General features: G+C 72.9%; 19 protein-coding genes. 11 read left to right on the forward strand and 8 right to left on the reverse strand.

The features are described from left to right. Positions 1-734: 734 nt before the first annotated feature. Positions 735-1613 carry a DUF4184 family protein gene (locus tag ACF08B_RS16370; protein ID WP_392317948.1) on the reverse strand — a complete coding sequence of 293 codons (879 nt, stop codon included), beginning with the start codon at positions 1611-1613 and terminating at the stop codon, positions 735-737. Positions 1614-1933: 320 nt separating this feature from the next. On the opposite strand from ACF08B_RS16370, the gene ACF08B_RS16375 reads away from it, so the two are divergent. The 3 genes from ACF08B_RS16375 (at position 1934) to ACF08B_RS16385 (ending at position 5046) form a co-directional block, all read left to right on the forward strand. Then, positions 1934-3709 carry a lytic murein transglycosylase gene (locus ACF08B_RS16375; protein ID WP_392317949.1) on the forward strand — a complete coding sequence of 592 codons (1776 nt, stop codon included), beginning with the start codon at positions 1934-1936 and terminating at the stop codon, positions 3707-3709. A gap of 173 nt (positions 3710-3882) precedes the next feature. After that, positions 3883-4017: an SPW_0924 family protein gene (locus ACF08B_RS16380; RefSeq protein WP_107423677.1), complete on the forward strand. Its 135-nt coding sequence runs from the start codon at positions 3883-3885 to the stop codon at positions 4015-4017. Between the two features lie 27 nt (positions 4018-4044). After that, positions 4045-5046, forward strand: a complete 1002-nt coding sequence (locus ACF08B_RS16385) for a DUF3068 domain-containing protein (protein ID WP_392317950.1) — start codon at positions 4045-4047, stop codon at positions 5044-5046. On the opposite strand, the gene hrpB is transcribed toward ACF08B_RS16385, so the two are convergent. Together hrpB and ACF08B_RS16395 are read right to left on the reverse strand one after the other, a co-directional pair. After that, complete coding sequence (gene hrpB, locus ACF08B_RS16390) at positions 5036-7594, reverse strand: ATP-dependent helicase HrpB (RefSeq protein ID WP_392317951.1); 2559 nt, start codon at positions 7592-7594, stop codon at positions 5036-5038. The two genes, ACF08B_RS16385 and hrpB, sit on opposite strands and share 11 nt — an antisense overlap. Positions 7595-7687: 93 nt before the next feature. Then, positions 7688-8542, reverse strand: a complete 855-nt coding sequence (locus ACF08B_RS16395; RefSeq protein WP_392318142.1) for a class I SAM-dependent methyltransferase — start codon at positions 8540-8542, stop codon at positions 7688-7690. A 342-nt stretch (positions 8543-8884) separates the two neighbouring features. On the opposite strand from ACF08B_RS16395, the gene rpsA reads away from it, so the two are divergent. Continuing rightward, positions 8885-10378, forward strand: a complete 1494-nt coding sequence (gene rpsA / locus ACF08B_RS16400; RefSeq protein WP_073892711.1) for a 30S ribosomal protein S1 — start codon at positions 8885-8887, stop codon at positions 10376-10378. Positions 10379-10516: 138 nt separating this feature from the next. Here the strand turns inward: rpsA and ACF08B_RS16405 are convergent, their stop codons facing one another. Beyond that, positions 10517-11476, reverse strand: a complete 960-nt coding sequence (locus tag ACF08B_RS16405) for a nitrous oxide reductase family maturation protein NosD (RefSeq protein ID WP_392317952.1) — start codon at positions 11474-11476, stop codon at positions 10517-10519. Between the two features lie 255 nt (positions 11477-11731). Between ACF08B_RS16405 and ACF08B_RS16410 the strand changes: the two genes are divergently transcribed. The 3 genes from ACF08B_RS16410 (at position 11732) to ACF08B_RS16420 (ending at position 13973) form a co-directional block, all read left to right on the forward strand. Next, on the forward strand, positions 11732-12670 hold the full coding sequence (locus tag ACF08B_RS16410) for a PAC2 family protein (protein WP_093478507.1): 939 nt from the start codon (positions 11732-11734) through the stop codon (positions 12668-12670). A 224-nt stretch (positions 12671-12894) separates the two neighbouring features. Continuing rightward, positions 12895-13542, forward strand: coding sequence for a dephospho-CoA kinase (gene coaE / locus ACF08B_RS16415; RefSeq protein ID WP_392317953.1), 648 nt, complete (start codon positions 12895-12897; stop codon positions 13540-13542). 50 nt (positions 13543-13592) lie between these two features. Further along, positions 13593-13973 (forward strand): M48 family metallopeptidase, encoded by a 381-nt coding sequence (locus tag ACF08B_RS16420; protein WP_093478510.1) that lies wholly within the window; start codon positions 13593-13595, stop codon positions 13971-13973. A gap of 37 nt (positions 13974-14010) precedes the next feature. On the opposite strand, the gene ACF08B_RS16425 is transcribed toward ACF08B_RS16420, so the two are convergent. After that, complete coding sequence (locus ACF08B_RS16425; RefSeq protein ID WP_392317954.1) at positions 14011-14337, reverse strand: DUF6343 family protein; 327 nt, start codon at positions 14335-14337, stop codon at positions 14011-14013. 176 nt (positions 14338-14513) lie between these two features. Between ACF08B_RS16425 and ACF08B_RS16430 the strand changes: the two genes are divergently transcribed. Then, positions 14514-15425: an acyltransferase domain-containing protein gene (locus ACF08B_RS16430; protein ID WP_392317955.1), complete on the forward strand. Its 912-nt coding sequence runs from the start codon at positions 14514-14516 to the stop codon at positions 15423-15425. A 74-nt stretch (positions 15426-15499) separates the two neighbouring features. After that, positions 15500-16183, forward strand: coding sequence for a class I SAM-dependent methyltransferase (locus tag ACF08B_RS16435; RefSeq protein ID WP_392317956.1), 684 nt, complete (start codon positions 15500-15502; stop codon positions 16181-16183). Positions 16184-16442: 259 nt separating this feature from the next. Here ACF08B_RS16435 and ACF08B_RS16440 read toward each other — a convergent pair whose 3' ends face one another. Continuing rightward, on the reverse strand, positions 16443-17171 hold the full coding sequence (locus ACF08B_RS16440) for an RNA-binding S4 domain-containing protein (protein WP_392317957.1): 729 nt from the start codon (positions 17169-17171) through the stop codon (positions 16443-16445). Between the two features lie 143 nt (positions 17172-17314). On the opposite strand from ACF08B_RS16440, the gene ACF08B_RS16445 reads away from it, so the two are divergent. Further along, positions 17315-18022 (forward strand): uracil-DNA glycosylase, encoded by a 708-nt coding sequence (locus ACF08B_RS16445; RefSeq protein ID WP_392317958.1) that lies wholly within the window; start codon positions 17315-17317, stop codon positions 18020-18022. 148 nt (positions 18023-18170) lie between these two features. Here ACF08B_RS16445 and ACF08B_RS16450 read toward each other — a convergent pair whose 3' ends face one another. After that, positions 18171-18629 (reverse strand): GNAT family N-acetyltransferase, encoded by a 459-nt coding sequence (locus ACF08B_RS16450; RefSeq protein ID WP_392317959.1) that lies wholly within the window; start codon positions 18627-18629, stop codon positions 18171-18173. Beyond that, positions 18626-19045, reverse strand: coding sequence for a RidA family protein (locus ACF08B_RS16455; protein WP_093696021.1), 420 nt, complete (start codon positions 19043-19045; stop codon positions 18626-18628). Before ACF08B_RS16455 ends, ACF08B_RS16450 begins: the two co-directional genes overlap by 4 nt. Positions 19046-19350: 305 nt before the next feature. Between ACF08B_RS16455 and ACF08B_RS16460 the strand changes: the two genes are divergently transcribed. Further along, complete coding sequence (locus tag ACF08B_RS16460; protein ID WP_392317960.1) at positions 19351-20118, forward strand: nucleotidyltransferase domain-containing protein; 768 nt, start codon at positions 19351-19353, stop codon at positions 20116-20118. Positions 20119-20354 lie beyond the last annotated feature (236 nt).

The raw sequence follows: 20354 nt of genomic DNA on the forward strand, positions 1-20354 counted from the left end.
AGGGGCGCCACGCCCGGCGCCCCTGACCGACAGGCATGCCTCACCGGCGCACTGGAGGGGCCCCTCGCCGGGTCGCGTGAGGTCGCGTAAGGGCCGAGCGGGTGTAGAGCCCGCGGCGCGGACACGGGCATCGGCGCTCGTAGAGCGCTCCCGGCGGCAGCGGAACCGAGCCCGCCGCAACGCCCGCCCAGGTCCCCCCGCCGCGCAAAGGCCTGGCCGGCGGCGCCCTCGCCAGGGGTGCTGTACGCGGGGCCCTCGCCCGGGCGCACCGGTCGGACCCACCCCTCACCAGCGCTCATACGACCCGGCGCCGATACCACCCGTCGGCCGAACCCCCGGAGGGGGCGTCACTCACGTGGCCCCCGCCAAAACGCCCCCCGGCCTCCGCAGACGCAAAACTGCGGGCATGGGTATACGCATGCTTCACCGCCGGACGCCCGAGGCAGTCACCCGGGCCTGGGCGGTCACCGCCTCGGCGCAGGCCATGCCCGCCTCGCCGGTCCCGGCCCTCGCGGCCGACGCAAGCACCGCCCGCATCCCGGCCGACCCGGGCACGACCGTACGCAGGGCCGCGAACCGCGTCAGACGCGGACTCGCCGGCCTGACCGCCCGCCCGGGCCACGCCCCGGACTGGCGCCAGTGGGCCGACCTGACCCGCGGCTATCTCGCGCTCGCGCTCACCGCGCTCCCGAGATCACGTCCCCGGCCCACCCTCACCGTCTTCGTCGCGTCCCTCACCGAGAGACCGGCCGCCCCCGGCCGGACCCGACCGTCCCAGCGGGGCTCCCGGCCTCCACAGGGGCGTCCGGAACCCGGCACGGACGCCACACCCTGACCCCGACCGCGTACAGCAGCACACCGAGCAGCGATCCGGCGCCCACCCCGAAACAGAGGGTGGGCAGCAGGTCCCACGCCCGCGCCGGCTCACCCCGCAGCTCCTCGAACCGCGCGACCCGCTGCACCGCCCCGGCCAGCGCGCAGCCGCCGAGCACCGCCAGCGCCCACCACCGGTCGCGCACGGACAGCACCGGCACCCCGGCGGGCCCGGAACGCGGCGCCCGCCGCAGCGCCCGTACCAGTACGGCCGCGATCACCACGGCCCCGGCCACGGACGAGCCGTACTGCAGCCACGAGAACAGCGGCAGGCCCGCCGGACGGTCCCGTCCGATGGCCGGAATCAGCCGTGTCCCCCACCGGTCGTGATGCGTGAACGCGTCCCACACCACATGGGTCAGCGCCCCCAGCACCGCCGAGCCGTACCACCTGCCCGCAGTGGCGGCCCGCACCCGCGCGCGGGGCGCCCCGCAGCGCAGTACGGCGGCCGGCCGGCCCTGCCGTGCCCGGGGCAGCAACGCGACCAGCGGCTCCCGGACGAGCAGCCACAACCCCACCAGGGCCCACGCGATGAGCACATCGACCGTGACGACCCCGGCGAACCCGTGCGTGACCGCGCCGAATTCCATGGCTCCCGGCAGGACGCCCGCCGTGTAGTAGGTCAGGTCCGGCGCGAAGGAACCCGCGACGAGCACCGCCGGCACCAGTCCGGCCCGCCCGCTGCCGTCCCGGCGCAGTGCGGGCAGCACGGCCGCCGCGTGGCTGAGCGTGAACGGCAACGGGGCCCCCTCGAACGGTCGTCGGCCGTGGCACCGCGACCGGTGATCACGTGTCGTCCAGTATGCGTGACCCCCTCCGGGGCGCCGTCACGACAACGGCAGTTGGCCAACCGGTGAAAATCGGGCGCGAACCGCTGCCCCCTCCAAGCAAGTTGTCGTAGGGTCACCTGGGTCCGCCGTGCCACGCGCACGGTCGAACACACATCGCACGAAGGCAAAGGCGGCACAGGGGCAACCACAGCACCGGGTCAACCGTCACACCAGAGCGAGGCAGACAGACGGAGACGGACGCAGCGGCGTCCACGGGAGGGGTTCACTCTATGGCGGCGCATTTCGGCAGTCGGCTGCGCAAGGGGGCGGCGACCACCGCCGTGGCCGCGGCGGCGGTCGCGGCTCTGTCCGCGTCCCAGGCTCCGGGAGCGACCGGCGAGGACCACGGCAGACAGACCGCGGCCGGCGCCGCCACCGCCGCACCCGACCTGACCACCGACTCCAGCGGTGACGCCACCGGCAGCTCGCCCTACTACACGGACCTGCCGCCGCTGAACAGCCCCGAGCCCAGCCCCTCGTCGAGCATCGGCACCCCGGTCACCAGGGGCGGCTCCGAGGACGGCATCCCGGCGACCGTCCTCGACGCCTACAAGCGGGCCGAGGCCGAACTGCGCGCCTCCAAGCCCGGCTGCAACCTGCCCTGGCAGCTGCTCGCCGCGATCGGCAAGGTCGAGTCGGGTCAGGCCCGCGGCGGCCGGGTCGACGCGAACGGCACCACGCTGGGCCGGATCCTCGGCCCCCAGCTCGACGGCAACGGCTTCGCCCTCATCCCGGACACCGACCACGGCGCGTACGACGGCAACAGCCGGTACGACCAGGCCGTCGGCCCCATGCAGTTCATCCCGTCCACCTGGGCCTGGGCCGGCCGCGACGGCAACGACGACGGCAAGGCGGACCCCAACAACATCTACGACGCCGCCCTCGCCGCCGGGCACTACCTGTGCCGCAACGACTGGGACATGTCGGCCACGGCCGGCCTGCACAGCGCGATCCTCAGTTACAACAACTCGCAGGACTACCTGAACCTCGTCCTGAACTGGGTGGAGTACTACCGCAAGGGCACCCACACCGTGCCCGACGGGACCGGCCCGGTGCCGGAGCACCGCAGCGACGACAGCACCCCGCACCACGGCACGTCCCCGAAGAAGCCCTCGGACCCGCCGTCCGGCAAGCCGCCGCACCAAAAGCCCGACGAGAAGCCGCAGAAGCCCGGCGGCGGCGAGAGCCCGAAGCCGCCCGCCCCGCCGAAGCCGCCCGTGCCGCCGACGCCTCCGCAGACCCCCACCGACACGGTGGACCACCTGGAGGACGCGGGCACGGCCAAGCTCACCGCGAGGGCCGGAGACGCCTTCGCCGAGCGCATCGGCACCCGCGCCGAGACCAAGGCCGGCAAGACCGTCGGCAAGGTCAGGGTCCGGTTCACCATCACCGGGGACACCGACGCCACCTTCACGGGCGGCGAGCGGGTCGCCACCGTCGCCACGGACGCCAAGGGCACCGCGCACGCCCCGGCGCTCCAGGCCGGCGAGAAGACCGGCGCCTTCAAGGTCACCGCGACCGTCGTGGGCCGCTCGGTCAAGGGCGTCGACTACACCGCGACCGTCACCGAGCGCACCGCCGACACCCTCGCCCGCACCGGCGACACCCCGCTCACCTGCACCCCGGGCGGCGAGTTCGCCGACCAGGTCCAGCTGAAGGCGACGTACAAGGGTGCCGTCGCGGACAAGGTCGCGGCCACCGCCACCCTGATCAAGTCCGACACCGACGCCACCGAGAACGACAAGGGCCCGTACTTCAAGGACGCCGACGGCAAGCCGGTACGCACCCTCACCGACCTCCGGACGGACGGCAAGGGCCTGCTCACCCTGCCGAAGCTGTACGCGGACGACACCACCGGCACCTTCCTGCTCCGCGTCACCACCACCGGCGGTGCGACGCTCACCGTGGAGCTGAAGGTCGAGCCGGCCGCTGACTCCACCGGCGACCCGGGCACGACCCCGGACACCAGCCCGAGCACCACCCCGAGCCCGTCCGCCTCCGGCTGAGGCCGCACGCGACGACAGGGCGCCCTCCCCGCTCCGGCGGGGAGGGCGCCCTCGTTCGTGCGTGCACCGCTGTTCTCATCTCGCCCGGCCGTTGCTACGGTGCCGAACCTGACCGCACCTGACGATCCATCAGGAACCGGTCAGGTCACCGACCGTCCACCGGGAGGCCCCGCATGCGCGCCCTCGCAGCCGCCGCGACCGGTCTCGTCCTCGCGCTCGCCCTGGTCCTCACGATCAGCGCGACGGGCGCACCGACGGGCGGCACGTCCCCCAAACCGCTGCTGACGACGGTGCCCGCGCACCCGTAGCCGCGCCCGTCCGGGAGGGAGGCCGGAATGCGCCGCAAGGCCGGCCTGGTCCTGCTCGCCTGCGCCGTGTTCTGCGCGGCTCTGTCCCCGCTGCTGCGCTGGTACGCCTTCCCGCGTCTGGCCAGGATCCCCGCCGGCCAGTACCAGGACATGGTCCTGGAGGCCAAGGACGCCACCCTCCTCGACTACGGCACCATGCGGGCGAAGAAGGTCTCCAAGGTCACCATCGTCCAGACCCTCAAGGGCGACGTGGAAGCCGCGAAGAGGATCGAGCGGACGGCGGACCGGCCCGTCGTCGTCTGGGACAGCCTGTCCTACGTCCAGGGCCCCGACGGCAAGATGGTCTCCCGCATCCCCGAGCGCTACATCTTCGACGCCCACAGCCAGGACCCGGTGCACGCCACCGGAGAGACCGTCGACGGCGACCCGGTTCGACGCGACGGCATCGAGTTCAAGTGGCCCTTCCTCACCCAGAAACGGGACTACGAGTACTTCGACGCGCAGACCCGCACCACCAACCCCATCCACTACAAGGGCACCCGCAGCTTCCGCGGCCTGGACGTCTACTACTTCGAGCAGACCATCCCCTGGACCAAGGTGCCCATGCCCAAGACCATGCCGGTCAAGGGCATCACCCCGGAGTCCGTCGCCAGGACCGGCACCACCCGCTGGTACACCACCGTCCGCCGGTTCTGGGTCGAACCCGTCACCGGCGCACCCGTCTACGGTGAGGAGATCCACCGGGAGGAACTGCGCGGCGGCACCCTGCTCGGCGACCGCGCCAAGGTCACCGCCTTCGCCGGACACGTGAAGATGCGCGAGGACTACATCGAGCACACGGTCGCCCTGGTGAAGCACAACCGCACCCTGGTCCTCATGCTCACGTCCTACCTCCCCTGGGGATCCCTGATTCTCGGCCTGCTGCTCCTCGCCCTCTCCCTCTGCCTGGAGGCCCGCGCCCGCCGCCCGAAGGACCCGGACGACCCGGAGGCGAGCGAGACGGCCGCACCCGAGCCGGTCAGCGCCTGAGCCGCGCGTTCGTGTGCCGGGTCGGCTCGGCGGCCGCCGGGTCCTCCGGCCACGGATGCTTCGGGTAGCGCCCCCGCAGCTCCGCCCGCACACCCCGGTAGCCGTCCGCCCAGAAGGAGGCGAGGTCGGCCGTGACCGCGGCGGGCCGCCCCGCGGGGGAGAGCAGGTGCACCAGCAGCGGCACCCCGGCCACGGCCGGCGTCCGCCGCAGTCCGAACATCTCCTGCAGCTTCACGGCGAGGACCGGCCGCTCGGCGTCCCGGTAGTCGATCCGGATCCTGGACCCGCTGGGCACGGTGATCCGCTCCGGCGCCAGCTCGTCCAGCCGCGCCGCTTCGCCGCTCGCCCAGGGAAGCAGCCGCCCGAGCGCCTGGCCGGCGTCGATCCGGCCGAGATCGGCCCGCCGCCGGGCCCGGCCCAGCTCCGGCTCAAGCCATTCGTCCACGCGCGCGTACAGCGCCGCGTCCGACACGTCCGGCCACGGCTCCCCGAGGTGCGCGCGCAGGAACGCCAGCCGCTGCCGCAGCACCACCGCGTCCGGCGACCAGCGCAGCAGCTCCGGCCCCTCCTGCCGGAGACCTTCGAGCAGGGCGGCGCGGACGAGCGCGGGGTCGGCGTCCCTCAGCGGCCGCACGGCCAGCTCGATCGCCCCCAGCCGCTCGACCCGCCGGGCCACGACGTCCCCGTCCGCCCAGCGCACCTCCTCGCGCTCCTCCAGAAGCGCCCGCGCGGCCGCCCGCGCCACGTCCTCCGGCACGGCGGCGCCGAGCCGCACGCGCGCGTGCCCCTTCCCGGCGGGCCGGTCGGCCACGGCGACGACGATCCACGGCGCCCCGCGCAGCCCCGACCCGTCCGACACCTCGGCCCGCGTCCCGGAGGCCATCAGGTACGACCCCCCGTCCGCCTTCGCGACCCGCTCGGGAAACGCGAGCGCGGACACCAGCCCGGCCAGCCCGTCCTCCCCGCCGGACCCCGCGACCGGACCGGCGCCGGTGCCGCCGGTCGCCGCTCCCGCCCCGGCGGCCGCCTCCGGCCCGCGCCGCCCCGCCGGGCGCTCCGACTCCCCGGAGACACCCCGCAGACGCCGTACCTCCGCGGTCCACCGCCCCGCGTACGCGTCACCCCCGCGCCGCGCCCGCCGCAGCGCGGCGGCGAGATCGTCCCCGTACTCCCGCGGCACCTCCTCGGAGAGCAGCGCGACCACCGGCGCACCCGCACCGGCCGTGTCCAGCAGCGCCCGCCCCAGCCGAGGATGCACACCCAGCCGGGCCAGCCGTCCGCCCACCGCCGTGGCCCGCCCCGCGGAGTCCACCGCCCCCACCGCCGTCAGCGCCGAGCGCGCCGCCGCCATCGCCCCGCCCGGCGGCGGATCGAGCAACGCCAGCCCCGACGCGTCCGGATCGCCCCAGCAGGCCGCCTGAAGGGCGAACGCCGTCAGATCGGCCACCTTGATCTCCGGAGCCGGAAACGCCGGCAGACGGCCGTCCTCCGCCTCGGACCAGCACCGGTACACCACACCCGGCGCCTCACGCCCGGCCCGCCCCGCCCGCTGCCGCCCCGCCGCCCGCGACGCCCGCACCGTCGTCAGCCCGCTCAACCCGCGCGCATGGTCCACCCGGGGCTCCCGCGCGAGCCCGGAGTCCACCACCACCCGCACCCCCGGCACGGTCAGCGACGACTCGGCGACCGACGTGGCCAGCACCACCCTGCGCCGCCGCCCCGGCGCCAGCACCGCGTCCTGCACGGCCGCCGGCGCCCGCCCGTGCACCTGGAGCACATCGACGTCACCGAGATCCCCCAGCTGCCCCGCCACCCGCGCGATCTCCCCCACACCGGGCAGGAAACACAGCACGTCCCCCTCCCGCTCCGCCAGCGCCCGCCGCACCACCGACGCCACGTGCGCCAGCAGCGCCGGATCCACCCGCATCCCGTGCGGCGGCCGCACCGGACGCGCCGCGGGCGCCCACACCGGCTCCACGGGATACGCGACACCCGACGCCTCGACCACCGGCGCACCGCCCAGCAGCCGCGCCCACCCCTCCGCGTCCGTGGTCGCCGACGCCGCCAGCAGCCGCAGCTCCGGCCGCAGCGCCTGCCGCACGTCCCACAGGAACGCGGCCGCCGTGTCGGCGTCCAGATGCCGCTCGTGGCACTCGTCGAGGACGACGACGTCCACACCCGTCAGCTCCTGGTCACGTTGCAACCGCTGGAGCAGCACGCCGGTCGTCACGACCTCCACGCGCGTGTGCCGCCCCACGGCCCGCTCGCCGCGCACCGTGAAGCCCACGCTCTCACCGGGCCGCTCGCCCAGCAGCCACGCCATCCGCCGGGCCGCCGCCCGCGCCGCGATCCGCCGCGGCTCGGCCACCACGACCCGCCGCGCGGGCCCGCCCCCGACCAGCCCCGCCAGCACGAGCGGCACCAGCGTCGTCTTCCCGGTGCCGGGCGGCGCCACCAGCACGGCGGTGCCGTCATCCTCCAGGGCGTCGGTCAGGGCGGGCAGGGCCGAGCGCACGGGCAGCGCGTCCAGGGCGTCGTAGCGGATCACACCCTCAGTGTCGTACGAGCACGCGAAAGGCCCGCACGCGCGCGTGCGGGCCTTTCCTCACCGAAGGGCCTGCGGTCCCCCTCGGGAACCGCCTCAGTCCCGCTCGCAGACGAAGATCGCCGTCCCCGGGATCAGGTTGCCGCGCAGCGGGGACCAGCCGCCCCACTCCGAGCTGTTCCAGGCCGGCCACTCCGGCTCCACCAGGTCCACCAGCCGGAAGCCCGCGCCCACGACGTCCCGCACCCGGTCGCCGAGCGTCCTGTGGTGCTCGACGTACACCGCGCGGCCGTCGTCGTCCTGCTCCACATAGGGCGTGCGGTCGAAGTAGGAGGCGGACACCGACAGGCCCTCGGGCCCCGGCTCGTCCGGGAACGCCCAGCGGACCGGGTGCGTCACCGAGAAGACGAACCGGCCGCCCGGCCGCAGCACCCGGCGCACCTCCCGCAGCACCAGCCGCGGGTCGGCGACGAACGGCAGCGCCCCGTACGCGGAGCACGCCAGGTCGAAGGCGCCGTCCGCGAAGGGCAGCGCGCCGGCGTCGGCACAGACAAGGGGAAACGATCCGCCGATCCGCAGGGCGTGCTGCAACTGGCGGTGCGAGAGGTCCAGGGCCACCGGACGGGCGCCCTGGGCGGCCAGCCAGCGCGAGCACTGCGCCGCGCCCGCGCCGATCTCCAGCACTTCCTTGTCCTTGAGGTCCTCCTGCGGGCCGAGCAGCTCGGCCTCCACCTCGTCCAGGCCCTCCGGGCACCAGACGAAGCGGTCGTCACCGAGGAACGTGCCGTGCTCGACCTGGTACTCGTCGGCGTTGCGGTCCCACCAGCCCCGGTTCGCCCGGCTGCTCTCCGCGACCCCGGCGTCACGCCGGGTGGCCTCCGGTTCGAACCCCTCGGATTCCCCGGATTCGTGCGCTTCCGGCTCTTGGATGATCGGCTCCCTCGTCGTAATCTTCCGTCCAACCCGCCGGGGGTCGTGCAGGCGGCCCGGAGGCCCGCGTGGCCTCCTGGGACGATTCTTCTGCCGGAAATGCGGCGAACCGCCCCGGGTGTGCGCCTTCGCGCATTGACCCTTTCCCGCTGCCCCCGTATGCTACAAGTTGCGCTGCGGGCCTGCGCACCTCAGACGTAGCAGGCTGCGCTCGCATCTGTTGTATGTCCCCTCGGTTGTCGAGGCGCCATCACCAGTTCCTGGTGGGGCGCTTCCTTGGCTGTCCGGCTTCTTCAGAGCGATACGGGCTCCCGGCGTAGCAGTACCTACGACTTCAATGTCCGTACCGGAGCCCTTTCCCACATGACGAGCAGCACCGAGACCACCGCCACCACCCCGCAGGTTGCGGTCAACGACATCGGTAACGAGGAAGCCTTCCTCGCCGCGATCGACGAGACGATCAAGTACTTCAACGACGGCGACATCGTCGACGGCGTCATCGTGAAGGTCGACCGGGACGAGGTCCTGCTCGACATCGGTTACAAGACCGAAGGTGTCATCCCGAGCCGCGAGCTCTCGATCAAGCACGACGTCGACCCCAACGAGGTCGTCGCCGTCGGTGACGAGATCGAAGCCCTTGTTCTCCAGAAGGAGGACAAGGAAGGCCGCCTGATCCTCTCGAAGAAGCGCGCCCAGTACGAGCGTGCCTGGGGCACCATCGAGAAGATCAAGGAAGAGGACGGCATCGTCACCGGTACCGTCATCGAGGTCGTCAAGGGTGGTCTCATCCTCGACATCGGCCTCCGTGGCTTCCTGCCGGCCTCCCTCGTCGAGATGCGCCGTGTCCGCGACCTCCAGCCCTACGTGGGCAAGGAGCTCGAGGCCAAGATCATCGAGCTGGACAAGAACCGCAACAACGTGGTCCTGTCCCGCCGTGCCTGGCTGGAGCAGACCCAGTCCGAGGTCCGCCAGACGTTCCTCACGACCCTCCAGAAGGGTCAGGTCCGCTCCGGTGTGGTCTCCTCGATCGTCAACTTCGGTGCCTTCGTGGACCTGGGTGGCGTCGACGGTCTGGTCCACGTCTCCGAGCTGTCCTGGAAGCACATCGACCACCCGTCCGAGGTCGTCGAGGTCGGCCAGGAGGTCACCGTCGAGGTTCTCGACGTGGACATGGACCGCGAGCGCGTCTCCCTGTCGCTGAAGGCGACCCAGGAAGACCCGTGGCAGCAGTTCGCCCGCACCCACCAGATCGGCCAGGTCGTGCCCGGTAAGGTCACGAAGCTGGTTCCGTTCGGTGCGTTCGTCCGTGTGGACGAGGGCATCGAGGGTCTGGTCCACATCTCCGAGCTGGCCGAGCGCCACGTGGAGATCCCGGAGCAGGTCGTCCAGGTCAACGACGAGATCTTCGTCAAGGTCATCGACATCGACCTCGAGCGCCGCCGCATCAGCCTCTCGCTGAAGCAGGCCAACGAGGCCTTCGGTGCCGACCCGGCGACGGTCGAGTTCGACCCGACCCTGTACGGCATGGCCGCGTCGTACGACGACCAGGGCAACTACATCTACCCCGAGGGCTTCGACCCCGAGACCAACGACTGGCTCGAGGGCTACGAGACCCAGCGCGAGGCGTGGGAGCACCAGTACGCCGAGGCGCAGCAGCGCTTCGAGCAGCACCAGCAGCAGGTCATCAAGAGCCGCGAGGCCGACGCTGCCGCTGCCGCCGAGGGTGGCGAGGCTGCCGCTCCGGCCGCGTCGGGTGGCGGTTCGTACTCCTCCGAGGGTGCGGACACCTCCGGTGCCCTGGCCTCGGACGAGGCGCTTGCCGCGCTGCGCGAGAAGCTGGCCGGCGGCCAGAGCTGAACGCTGCCGCTGAGGCTTAGCCGATAGTCGGCTGAGGGGCCGTACCTTTCGGGGTACGGCCCCTCGGTGCGTTCCCGTCCCGTCCGGGGCGGGGTGGGGCGGTCCGGGGTCGCCATGTCCTCGCCAGGAGGCTCCCCGTCAGGGGGTGACCGGGATGTTCGTCAGGCCCTTGCCGCCGGTCACCGTGTTGCTGCCGTACACCGTCGTCCGGCAGCTCGCGCCGTCGTTGGTGACGTCGATCGCCAGCCGAGTGGAGCCCCCGGCACCCGTCAATGTCGACTTGTTGCCCTTGAAGACGGTGCCGCAGCCCCAGCCGGACCGCTGGGTGTGGGTCTGGTAGCCGTCGTTCGTGGTGGTCCTGCCGGTGTTGTCCTGCACCAGGACGTCGTTGCCCTTCACGTCGACCCAGGAGTCGTCGAAGTTGGCGCCGGTCAGCCCGCTGCCGTCGAAGGTGTTCCCGACGATCCGCGCCCCGGTCGTCCCCTCCTTGATGTCGACGTTCTCGCCGCCCACGTCCGGTCCGATCGTGTTGCCCAGGATCTGGATGCGGTCGCTCCGGTCGGAGAGGGTGTTCGCGGTGCCCACGTACACCCCCTCGCCCATGCCGCGGCCGTCGTTTCCGGTGTCGTAGATCCGCGAGTTCCTGATCAGGCCGTCGGTGCTGGAGGTGCGGAAGTGCACGCCCTCCGTGTCCAGGCCGTGCACCGTCACCCCGTCGACGACCACACCCTTCGCCGCGTCGATCATGATGCCCTTCTGGCCGCCGGTCACGGTCAGCCCGCTGACCGTCCAGTAGGAGGCGCCGTTCAGATGCAGCCCGTAGCCGCCGCTCGCGGTGAGGACGGCCCCGGGGGAGCCGGTGAGGGTGACGCGGGCCGTGGCGGTGCCCGGTGCGGTCGCCTTGAAGTTGCCGGTGTACGTGCCGTCCGCCAGGTGGATCGTGTCGCCGGGTCCGGCGCCGGCCAGAGCGGCCTTGAGCTGTGCGGAGGTGCCGACCTCGATGGTCGAGGCGGCCGGGGCGGGGCCGGCGCAGAGGAGGAGCCCGCCGGTGGCGGCGGTCGCGGCGAGCAGGGAGGTGAGCAGCGTACGCGTGCGCATGGGGGTGCCTTCCTGTCGGGTTCTGATGTGGCCGTCGTACTCCGGACGTTCCGACGACCTTTCGAGACCAATCTCGTGCCGATCTCATACATGAACGATGAACGTCCATATGAACACCACTGCTCGTGAAGGTACGGACCATGTGACGGAGCGTCAAGGGATCCCGCACGAGATGCCTGCTCAGCGGGCCGACGCGGGAATGCCCACGCCCCGGCGCGCGTTGACCACCACTGGACACGAGGAGGAGCGGTCACAGTGCTTGATCCGCAGGGTTTGTACGCATGGGAGCCGAAGGGCGTCGCCGTCGTCGACATGGCGCTCGCCCAGGAGTCGGCCGGTCTTGTCATGCTCTACCACTTCGACGGATACATCGACGCGGGCGAGACCGGCGACCAGATCGTCGACCGGCTGCTCGACTCGATGCCCCACCAGGTCGTCGCACGCTTCGACCACGACCGGCTCGTCGACTACCGGGCACGCCGGCCCCTGCTGACCTTCAAGCGGGACCGCTGGGAGGACTACGAGGTCCCGGCCATCGAGGTACGCCTCGTCCAGGACACCACGGGCGCCCCCTTCCTCCTGCTGTCCGGCCCCGAGCCGGACGTGGAGTGGGAGCGGTTCGCGGCGGCCGTGCAGCAGATCGTGGAGCGGCTCGGCGTCCGCCTGTCCGTGAACTTCCACGGCATCCCCATGGGCGTCCCGCACACCCGGCCCGTGGGTCTCACTCCGCACGGCAACCGCACCGACCTCGTCCCCGGCCACCGCAGCCCCTTCGACGAGGCACAGGTGCCCGGCAGCGCCGAGTCGCTGATCGAGTACCGTCTGATGGAGGCCGGACACGACGTCCTGGGCGTCGCCGCACATGTGCCGCACTACATCGCCAGGTCCCCCTACCCCGACGCCGCGCTGACCGTCCTCGAGGCGATCACCGCCGCCACCGGACTGGTCCTGCCCGGCGTCGCGCACTCCCTGCGCACCGAGGCGCACCGCACCCAGACGGAGATCGACCGCCAGGTCCAGGAGGGCGACGAGGAACTGACCGCGCTCGTCCAGGGCCTCGAGCACCAGTACGACGCCGCCGCCGGCGCCGAGACCAGGGGCAACATGCTCGCCGAGCCCGCGGACATCCCCTCGGCCGACGAGATCGGACGCGAGTTCGAGCGGTTCCTGGCGGAACGGGAGGGCGAGGGCTGACGGCACGCGCCGCCCCGGCGCAGGCGCGCCGCCCACGTGGCACGCGACCTCGGCAAGCCGCACGCGGACCCTCCACGTGGGACGCGGCCTCTCCTCGTGGCATGCGGCCCCGCCGCGCGGGACCGGCCGCCACCGGCCCCACCCCTAGGGCCTGTCGTCTGGATCATGCCCGCGTCACGGGGCCCTAGGCCCAGGCCCCGAGGGGAACGTCTAGGCTTCCGACCATGCTGAAAGTGGGCCTGACCGGCGGCATCGGCGCCGGCAAGAGCGAGGTGTCGCGGCTGCTCGTGGAGCACGGCGCCGTGCTGATCGACGCGGACCGCATCGCGCGCGAGGTCGTGGCACCCGGCACCCCCGGCCTCACGGCCGTCGCCGAGGCCTTCGGCGAGGACGTCCTGGCCGCCGACGGCAGCCTCGACCGGCCCCGCCTCGGCTCGATCGTCTTCGCCGACCCCGAGAAACTCGCCCTTCTGAACTCGATCGTCCACCCCCTGGTGGGCGCCCGCTCCCAGGAACTGGAAGCCGCCGCGGCCGACGACGCCGTGGTGATCCACGACGTACCGCTCCTCACCGAGAACGGCCTGGCGCCGCTCTACGACGTCGTGGTCGTCGTCGACGCGACCCCCGAGACCCAGCTCGACCGGCTGGTGCGGCTGAGGGGAATGACCGAGGACGACGCACGCGCGCGTATGGCCGCACAGGCCTCACGCGAACAGCGCCGGGAGATCGCCGACATCGTGATCGACAACGACGTACCGCTCGACGCGCTGCGCAAGCGTGTCGCCGAGGTGTGGGACGATCTCGTACGCCGGGTACCCGAAGGCGCGGAGAGGTCGGGCGACGGGCGTCCGCAGGACGGCGGTCCGGAATAACGGCCCTGTCCGCGGGCGTTGAACCGCCGGAGCGAGGGAAGGACTCTGCCGTGCCCGAGACCAGCGGTTCCAGCGGACGTACACCGGAGACGCATGTCATCGACTTCCGTGCCGCCGAGCATCTGCTCAACGCACGGGACCCGCGGGGCGCGGTGAAACTGCTCGACGGAGTCATCGCCGCGTACCCGGAGAACACCGCCGCGCGACTCCTCCGCGCGCGTGCCTTCTTCGCCGCGGCGCAACTGCGGCCCGCCGAACTCGAATTCACCATCGTGCTGGAGCGCGAACCGGACAACGCGTTCGCGCACTTCGCGCTCGCCCGCACCTACGAACGCCAGGGCCGCCCCGAGCAGGCCAAACGCCACTTCCGGCTGGCGGCCGCGCTCGACCCCAACCCGCAGTACCTGAAGGCCGCCCACTTCGACGACTGACCGTCGTCACCGGGCGCCGTCACCCGCCGCCGGTGCCTCACGGATGCCGGTGCCTCGGCGGGCCCGGATACGGCCGCGATCCCGGGTACGACGACGGCCCCGGCGGTCCGGCATCCGGCGGCCGGTACGGCGGAACGTCACGGCCCGGCTGGTAGTGCGGACCCTGCCGGAGGTGCCTGAGGATCATGGCCGTGTCGACGGTGACCACCAGCCACAGCACCCCGCACGCGGCCGCCCAGCCGGGACGCCCGGCGAGGGCGAACGCCGCCGTGCCGAAGATCGCCCAGACCAGTCCCCACATGCTCAGCCAGAACCGCGCCCGCAGGGCACTGCGCGCGGTCACCGGTTCACTGCCCGTACGCATCGGATCACCACTCCTGCCTGCAACGTACTCTTCGACACCGATGCGCGACAACGCCCGGCGAGAGCGCCCGCCGGTACCCGCACCCGGCGCCCCCGCCCCGCCCCGCCCCGGACAGGGCAGACGTGCGCGCTCGCCGCACACCGAGCAGGTGACCGTTCACCGAAGGGGGACCCACCGTGCTGCCGGACACCGACGACCTTCCCGACCTGCTGCTCGACCTCGCCGTACCGCACGAGGACATCAACGAACTCGTCGCGCTGGGACGCCGAGTGAGTGGCGACCCGGGCACACTGCGCCTGCTGGAGGCGTGCGTCGAGGAACTCTTCCAGGACCTGGACGACGTGGGACGCACCCCCGACCTCGGCGGCCTGCTCGCCTCCGCGCCGGCCGAGCTCACCGACTCCTTCCCCGTGTACGTCTTCCTCGCCGCGCTTCCCCGCACCCTCGCCCACCAGCGTGAACGCGGCATCCCGGCCGAGATCACCCGGAGCACCCTGGCCGACCTCGGCCGCCAGATCGCGGTGCACCGTCGACGGCACGGCAGAGCCGGGATCCAGTCACCGCGCTGGCCGGCCCGTCACTTCCGCGGCGAGCTGTACCAGCTGGGGCGGCTGCAGTTCGAGCGGGCGCGACTCGGCCGGCGCACGGCACAGGCGCTCGCCGCGCGCGGGACGGACGCGGCGTCCGGCGAGGCCTGCCTGCTGCTGCACATCCCCGACTTCCTCGGCCCGCTGACCCCGTCCGCGTGCGACCGCTCGCTGGCCCTGGCCCGCACCTTCTTCACCCGCCACTTCCCCGAGGAACGGCCGAAGGTCGTCGTATGCCATTCCTGGCTGCTCGACCCGCAGTTGACGCGGTACCTGCCCGCGGACTCCCACATCGTCCGGTTCCAGTCCCGCTTCCGGACCGCTCGCGAGGACACCGAGCCCGCCGACACCGAACCCGTCCAGTTCGTCTTCGGGGACCCGGACCTGCCGGTGGCCGAACTGCCCCGCCGCACCTCCGTGGAACGTGCCGTGGGCGACCATCTGCGGACGGGCGGCCACTGGCACATCGGGCACGGATGGTTCCCGCTCCACACCGAATAGCTCGAACGAGTGAACCAACCCAGGACGGGAACGGCCCCCCGATCACGACCCGTTGTTCAGGCATGACAGTCGAAATGCGTGAGGGATACGAGGGCACGGGCCCCGGTGCGATCACTCCCGACGGCTGCGCGGTCGAGCTGTACGCGCGGCTGCCGGTGGGCGAGGAACCGGACATCGTCGCCGCCGCGATACCGGCAGGGGCTCACATTCTCGAACTGGGCAGCGGAGTGGGCCGGGTGACCCACGCCCTGCTGGACCGGGGCTTCACGGTCACCGCGGTGGACGAGTCCGCGGACATGCTCGCCCGGATCCGCGGGGCGCGCACCATATGCGGCCCCATAGAGGACCTCGACCTGGGCGATGAGCGCTTCGACGTGGTGATGCTCGCGTCGTTCCTCGTGCACACCGGTGACGAGGAGGTCCGCAGAGGCCTCCTGCGCACCTGCGCCCGACACGTGGCACAGGGCGGCTGCGTGCTCATCCAGCGGGAGGGCGGGGACTACCACACGAACATCCCCCGGGAACGGGCCGACCCGAGCGGCTTCACCGTGCGCATCGCCTCGGCGGAGCCCGTCGGGGACGGGGTGCACTCGGTCCGCGCCGAGTACGTGTTCCCCGACGCCGTCTGGACGCAGACGTTCCTCTCCCGGCCTCTGACCAAGGAGCAGTTCGAATCCGCACTGGGGGAGGCGGGACTGGAGGTGGCCACCTATCTGACACCCGACGGCATGTGGGTGAGGGCGGTGCCGACGGTTTAGGCGTGACGGGGGTGCGGCGTGCTGCGCCTGGTGCGGCGAAGGTGACCGCACTGACCGGCATCACCGCCGTCGGCCGGGCCCGGTCGACGGCAGTGACGCGTTCCGTGTCTCCCGGGTGCGTCGGCGGTGCCGTTGCCGGCGCGTCCGTTGCTCCGCGATCCCGGGCGGTCCCTCGGGTCATGGTCGGAGTTTGTCGGTCAGGCACTCGGTGGTACGCACACGTCCGCCGTCTTCCGGGGCGGGCCGGTGAGTGACCGGCTCAGCGGGAGCGTCCGCCCGATCCGTGGGAACCGCCCGGCCCACCGGATCCTCGCGGCGTGCCTCGTCCACTCCCTCGTCCACCGGATTTACGGGAGGAACCCGATCCGCCCGGGCCGCCGGGTCCACCATGCCCTCCGAGTCCGGTGACGCCGTCGAAGTCCGGGGAACCGGAGGGGCCGGGCGGGCCGGCGAGGCCGCGGAGGCGCTCCATCTCGCGGCGGTCCCGCTTGGTGGGGCGGCCCGCGCCGCGGTCGCGGAGACCGGCGGGGGCGATGGCCTCCCGCGGCGGGGGCGGAGGCGAGTTGTCGACGTAGCACTGGGCGGCCACGGGTGCGCCGACCCGCTTGCGGATCAGCCGCTTGACGATCACGATCCGTTCCCGGCCCTCGTTCCGCAGGCGCACCTCGTCACCGATGCGCACGGAGTAGGCGGCCTTCACCCGCTCGCCGTTGACGTGCACGTGGCCGCCACGGCAGGCGGCGGCCCCCAGGGAACGCGTCTTGATCAGCCGCACGGCCCAGATCCAGCTGTCGATCCGGACCGTTTCCCCGTTGGCCGCCCCAGCGGCCTCGGCGGCGGCCACCGCGGCGGCTGTCTTCGGATCGAGCGGCTGGTCGGCGGAGGCGTCGGCATCGGCGTCGGAGCGCTGGTCACCCTGGGCGGGGCTCGTCCCGTCCGGCGTGCCGGACCCACCGTTCACGTTCTCGTCCGCATCCTCGGAAGCCATGTCCCGACCTTAACTCCAGGAGTCGGGGGACCCGGACGGGTTTTCCCGCGAAGCAGCACGCGCCCGAACCAGGGGTCGCGCGGGTGATCGGCTCGTCCGTCGGGGCTGCGTCGGGTCGCCCGGCCGGGGCATACGGTGGCGGTATGGACGACAGCAGTGCCCTCGCCCGGCTCGACCGCCGTGTCGCGGACTGCGGGGCCTGCCCCCGGCTGGTCGACTGGCGCGAGGAGGTGGCCCGGACCAAACGGGCCGCGTTCGCCGACTGGACGTACTGGGGGCGGCCGGTGCCGGGATTCGGTCCCGAGGACGCCCGGCTGGTGATCATCGGGCTTGCGCCGGCCGCGCACGGCGGAAACCGCACCGGCCGGATGTTCACCGGGGACCGCTCCGGAGACGTCCTCTACCAGGCCCTCTACGACGTGGGCCTGGCCTCTCAGCCCACCTCCGTGAGCATCGACGACGGCCTGGAACTGTACGGCGTCCGGGTCACGGCGCCGGTGCACTGCGCGCCGCCCGCCAACAAGCCGACCCCCGGCGAACGCGACACCTGCCGGCCCTGGCTGGTCCAGGAGCTCAAGCTGCTGCGCCCCACGCTGAGGGCGGCGGTCGTCCTCGGTGCCTTCGGCTGGCAGGCCGCGCTGCCCGCGTTCGCCGAGGCGGGCTGGACCGTTCCCCGTCCCCGCCCGTCCTTCGCCCACGGCACCAGGGTCGCCCTCGACGGTCTTGACCTCTTCGGCTGCTTCCACGTCAGCCAGCGCAACACCTTCACCGGGCGCCTCACCACCGAGATGCTCCGCGAGGTACTGCGCACGGCGGCGGACGCGGCCGGACTACCGGGACGACTGCCGTGACGGCTCCTCCTTGGCCAGGGACGGACGGCAGGACTTCGGCCAGGGACAGACGGCAGGGCTCACCTGGGCCACGGCGTCGTCACCCCCCTCGACCGCTCCCGCGGCCAGGTCGAGGACAGCCTCCGGGCGGCCGGCCCCGCCGCGCCCCTCAGGGCCGCCAGACGTAGCGCACGTCCGGCTCGCGTTCCTCGTTGCCGCTGCCGTCGGTGAACTCGGCGGCGGTGAATCCGTGCCGCTCGTAGAAGCGGTGGGCCGGTTCGTTGACCTGGAAGGTCCACAGGACCAGTCCGTCGGGGCTGCGCTCCTTGGCCAGGGTGACGAACCGGTCCCCGAGGCCCCGCCCCCGCCAGTCGGGGTCCAGGTACAGCTGCGACAGCGTCTCCCCGTCCAGCACCATCAGGCCGACGATCCCGGTTCCGGCGGCCTCCGCCACCCAGGTCTCGCGCAGCGGCACCACGACGTCCCGGATGTAGTCCCGTACGTCGTCGTCCGTGCGCGGCCGCACGACCGTCGGCAGCGCGGCGGTGAAGGACCGCAGCCAGACGTCGGCGGCCGCCCGGGCGTCGGCCGCGGTGGCGCGGCGCAGCACCACTGCCTCGGCCGTCACCGGCTGCCGTCCTCCCGCTCGGGCACGACGGCCGTCGCGGTGATCTCGACCAGCTGGCCGGTGTACCCGAGGCAGGCGACGCCGAGCAGCGTGGAGGAGTGCGGGCCCTTGCTCAGCCCCGACGCCTCCACGACCTCCCACACCGCGGACAGCACCGAGGGCTCGCCGCTCACGACGTACACCTCGGTCACGACCACGTGCTCCAGGTCGCTCCCGACCGCACGCAGTTGCTCGCGGAGGTTGGCGATCACCCGCTCGGCCTGCCGGACGGGGTCACCCGGGCCCACCACCTCCCCCTTCTCGTCAAGGGGCACGGCGCCGGCGAGGAAGGCGAGCTTCGTGCCCGCCTCGACGACGGAGGCGTGGGAGTAGGTGGGCGGCGGGAAGAGTCCGGGCGCGGTCACTCGCCGGATCACGGCGGCTCCTTTGGGGTCGGGGGCGGAGTCCGGCTCGGGGTGCCGGAGGTGGGCCGGGCCGAGGCGCCGGCCCGATCTCGGAGTTCGGTCTTCTGGCCTCGGTGCGGGCGACCGGAGTCGAGGGATCGCGGCCGGCAGGCCGAGGCTCTCGCCCGATCATCGGCGGCGCGCACCGTCCCCCGCATCCCTTTTTCCGGCGGCGGACGCGCGGTACCCGCCCGAATCCGCTCGCGGAATCCGCTCGCCCCGCACCCCGCCCACCCTCTACGCTCCCCACCCGCGCACCCCACAGGAGGCCGTCGAGCATGCCCGCCCTTCCCGACCGGGTCTTCCTCTCCACCACCGCGGACCGCCTGGCCTCGCTGCCGGCCGTGGAAGCCGTGGCCCTCGGCGGTTCCCGGGCCCAGGGCACCCGGCGGGACGACAGTGACTGGGATCTGGCCGTGTACTACCGCGGCCGTTTCGATCCCGGCGATCTGCGGGCCGTCGGGTGGGAGGGCGAGGTGTCCGAGGTCGGCGGCTGGGGAGGGGGCGTCTTCAACGGCGGGGCCTGGCTGACCGTCGACGGACGCCGGGTCGACGTTCACTACCGGGACCTGGACGTGGTCGAGCGAGAACTGGCGGAGGCGGCGCAGGGACGGTTCCGGGTGCAGCCGCTGCTGTTCCACCTCGCCGGGATCCCCACCTACCTGATCGTGGCCGAACTCGCCGTCAACCACGTTCTCAGGGGGACCCTGCCCCGCCCGGCGGGCTACCCGGACAGGCTGCGCGCCACCGCCGCGGAGCGCTGGGGCGGCACCGCCCGCGCCACCCTCGCCTACGCCAAGGCCAACCACGCTCCCCACGGCCGTCTCACGGAGACCGCGGGAGCCGTCGCGACGGCCGCGGCCCAGGCCGCCCACGCCGTACTCGCGGCACGCGGCGAGTGGGTGACCAACGAGAAGAGGCTCCTGGAGCGAGCCGGACTGCGCGCGGTCGACGCGGTGCTGGGCGCGCTGCGGCCCGACCCCGGGACGCTCGTCCCCGCCGTCACCGAAGCCGAGGCGATCATCGCCGGGGCGCTGCGGTCATGACGGCTTTGTGTTCATGGCAAAATGGACGGTACAGCGGAATTGCGTTCATAAAGAAACCGGCCCCTCCGGGCAGGTTTCACCTCCCTGAAACGTGATCGTCCCGTTCGCTCGGGGAACGCGCCCTACCGTGGGGATCACCACGCCCGGCACCAGCGGGTGCCGGCCGCGTGAGAGCCCCTCGTGGGATCCGTCCGGCCACCGTCGTCCGAAGGCCCACCCCTGCCCTCGTACGAACA

Origin of the sequence: Streptomyces sp. NPDC015139, assembly GCF_043079785.1 — a bacterium.
GTDB classification, from domain to species: Bacteria; Actinomycetota; Actinomycetes; order Streptomycetales; family Streptomycetaceae; genus Streptomyces; species Streptomyces albidocamelliae.

Coding starts and splice junctions, on each gene's coding strand:
- ACF08B_RS16375 (WP_392317949.1), top strand. CDS start 1,934: ATGGCGGCGCATTTCGGCAGTCGGCTGCGCAAGGGGGCGGCGACCACC.
- ACF08B_RS16380 (WP_107423677.1), top strand. CDS start 3,883: ATGCGCGCCCTCGCAGCCGCCGCGACCGGTCTCGTCCTCGCGCTCGCC.
- ACF08B_RS16385 (WP_392317950.1), top strand. CDS start 4,045: ATGCGCCGCAAGGCCGGCCTGGTCCTGCTCGCCTGCGCCGTGTTCTGC.
- rpsA (WP_073892711.1), top strand. CDS start 8,885: ATGACGAGCAGCACCGAGACCACCGCCACCACCCCGCAGGTTGCGGTC.
- ACF08B_RS16405 (WP_392317952.1), bottom strand. CDS start 11,476: ATGCGCACGCGTACGCTGCTCACCTCCCTGCTCGCCGCGACCGCCGCC.
- coaE (WP_392317953.1), top strand. CDS start 12,895: ATGCTGAAAGTGGGCCTGACCGGCGGCATCGGCGCCGGCAAGAGCGAG.
- ACF08B_RS16425 (WP_392317954.1), bottom strand. CDS start 14,337: ATGCGTACGGGCAGTGAACCGGTGACCGCGCGCAGTGCCCTGCGGGCG.
- ACF08B_RS16435 (WP_392317956.1), top strand. CDS start 15,500: ATGCGTGAGGGATACGAGGGCACGGGCCCCGGTGCGATCACTCCCGAC.
- ACF08B_RS16440 (WP_392317957.1), bottom strand. CDS start 17,171: ATGGCTTCCGAGGATGCGGACGAGAACGTGAACGGTGGGTCCGGCACG.
- ACF08B_RS16445 (WP_392317958.1), top strand. CDS start 17,315: ATGGACGACAGCAGTGCCCTCGCCCGGCTCGACCGCCGTGTCGCGGAC.
- ACF08B_RS16460 (WP_392317960.1), top strand. CDS start 19,351: ATGCCCGCCCTTCCCGACCGGGTCTTCCTCTCCACCACCGCGGACCGC.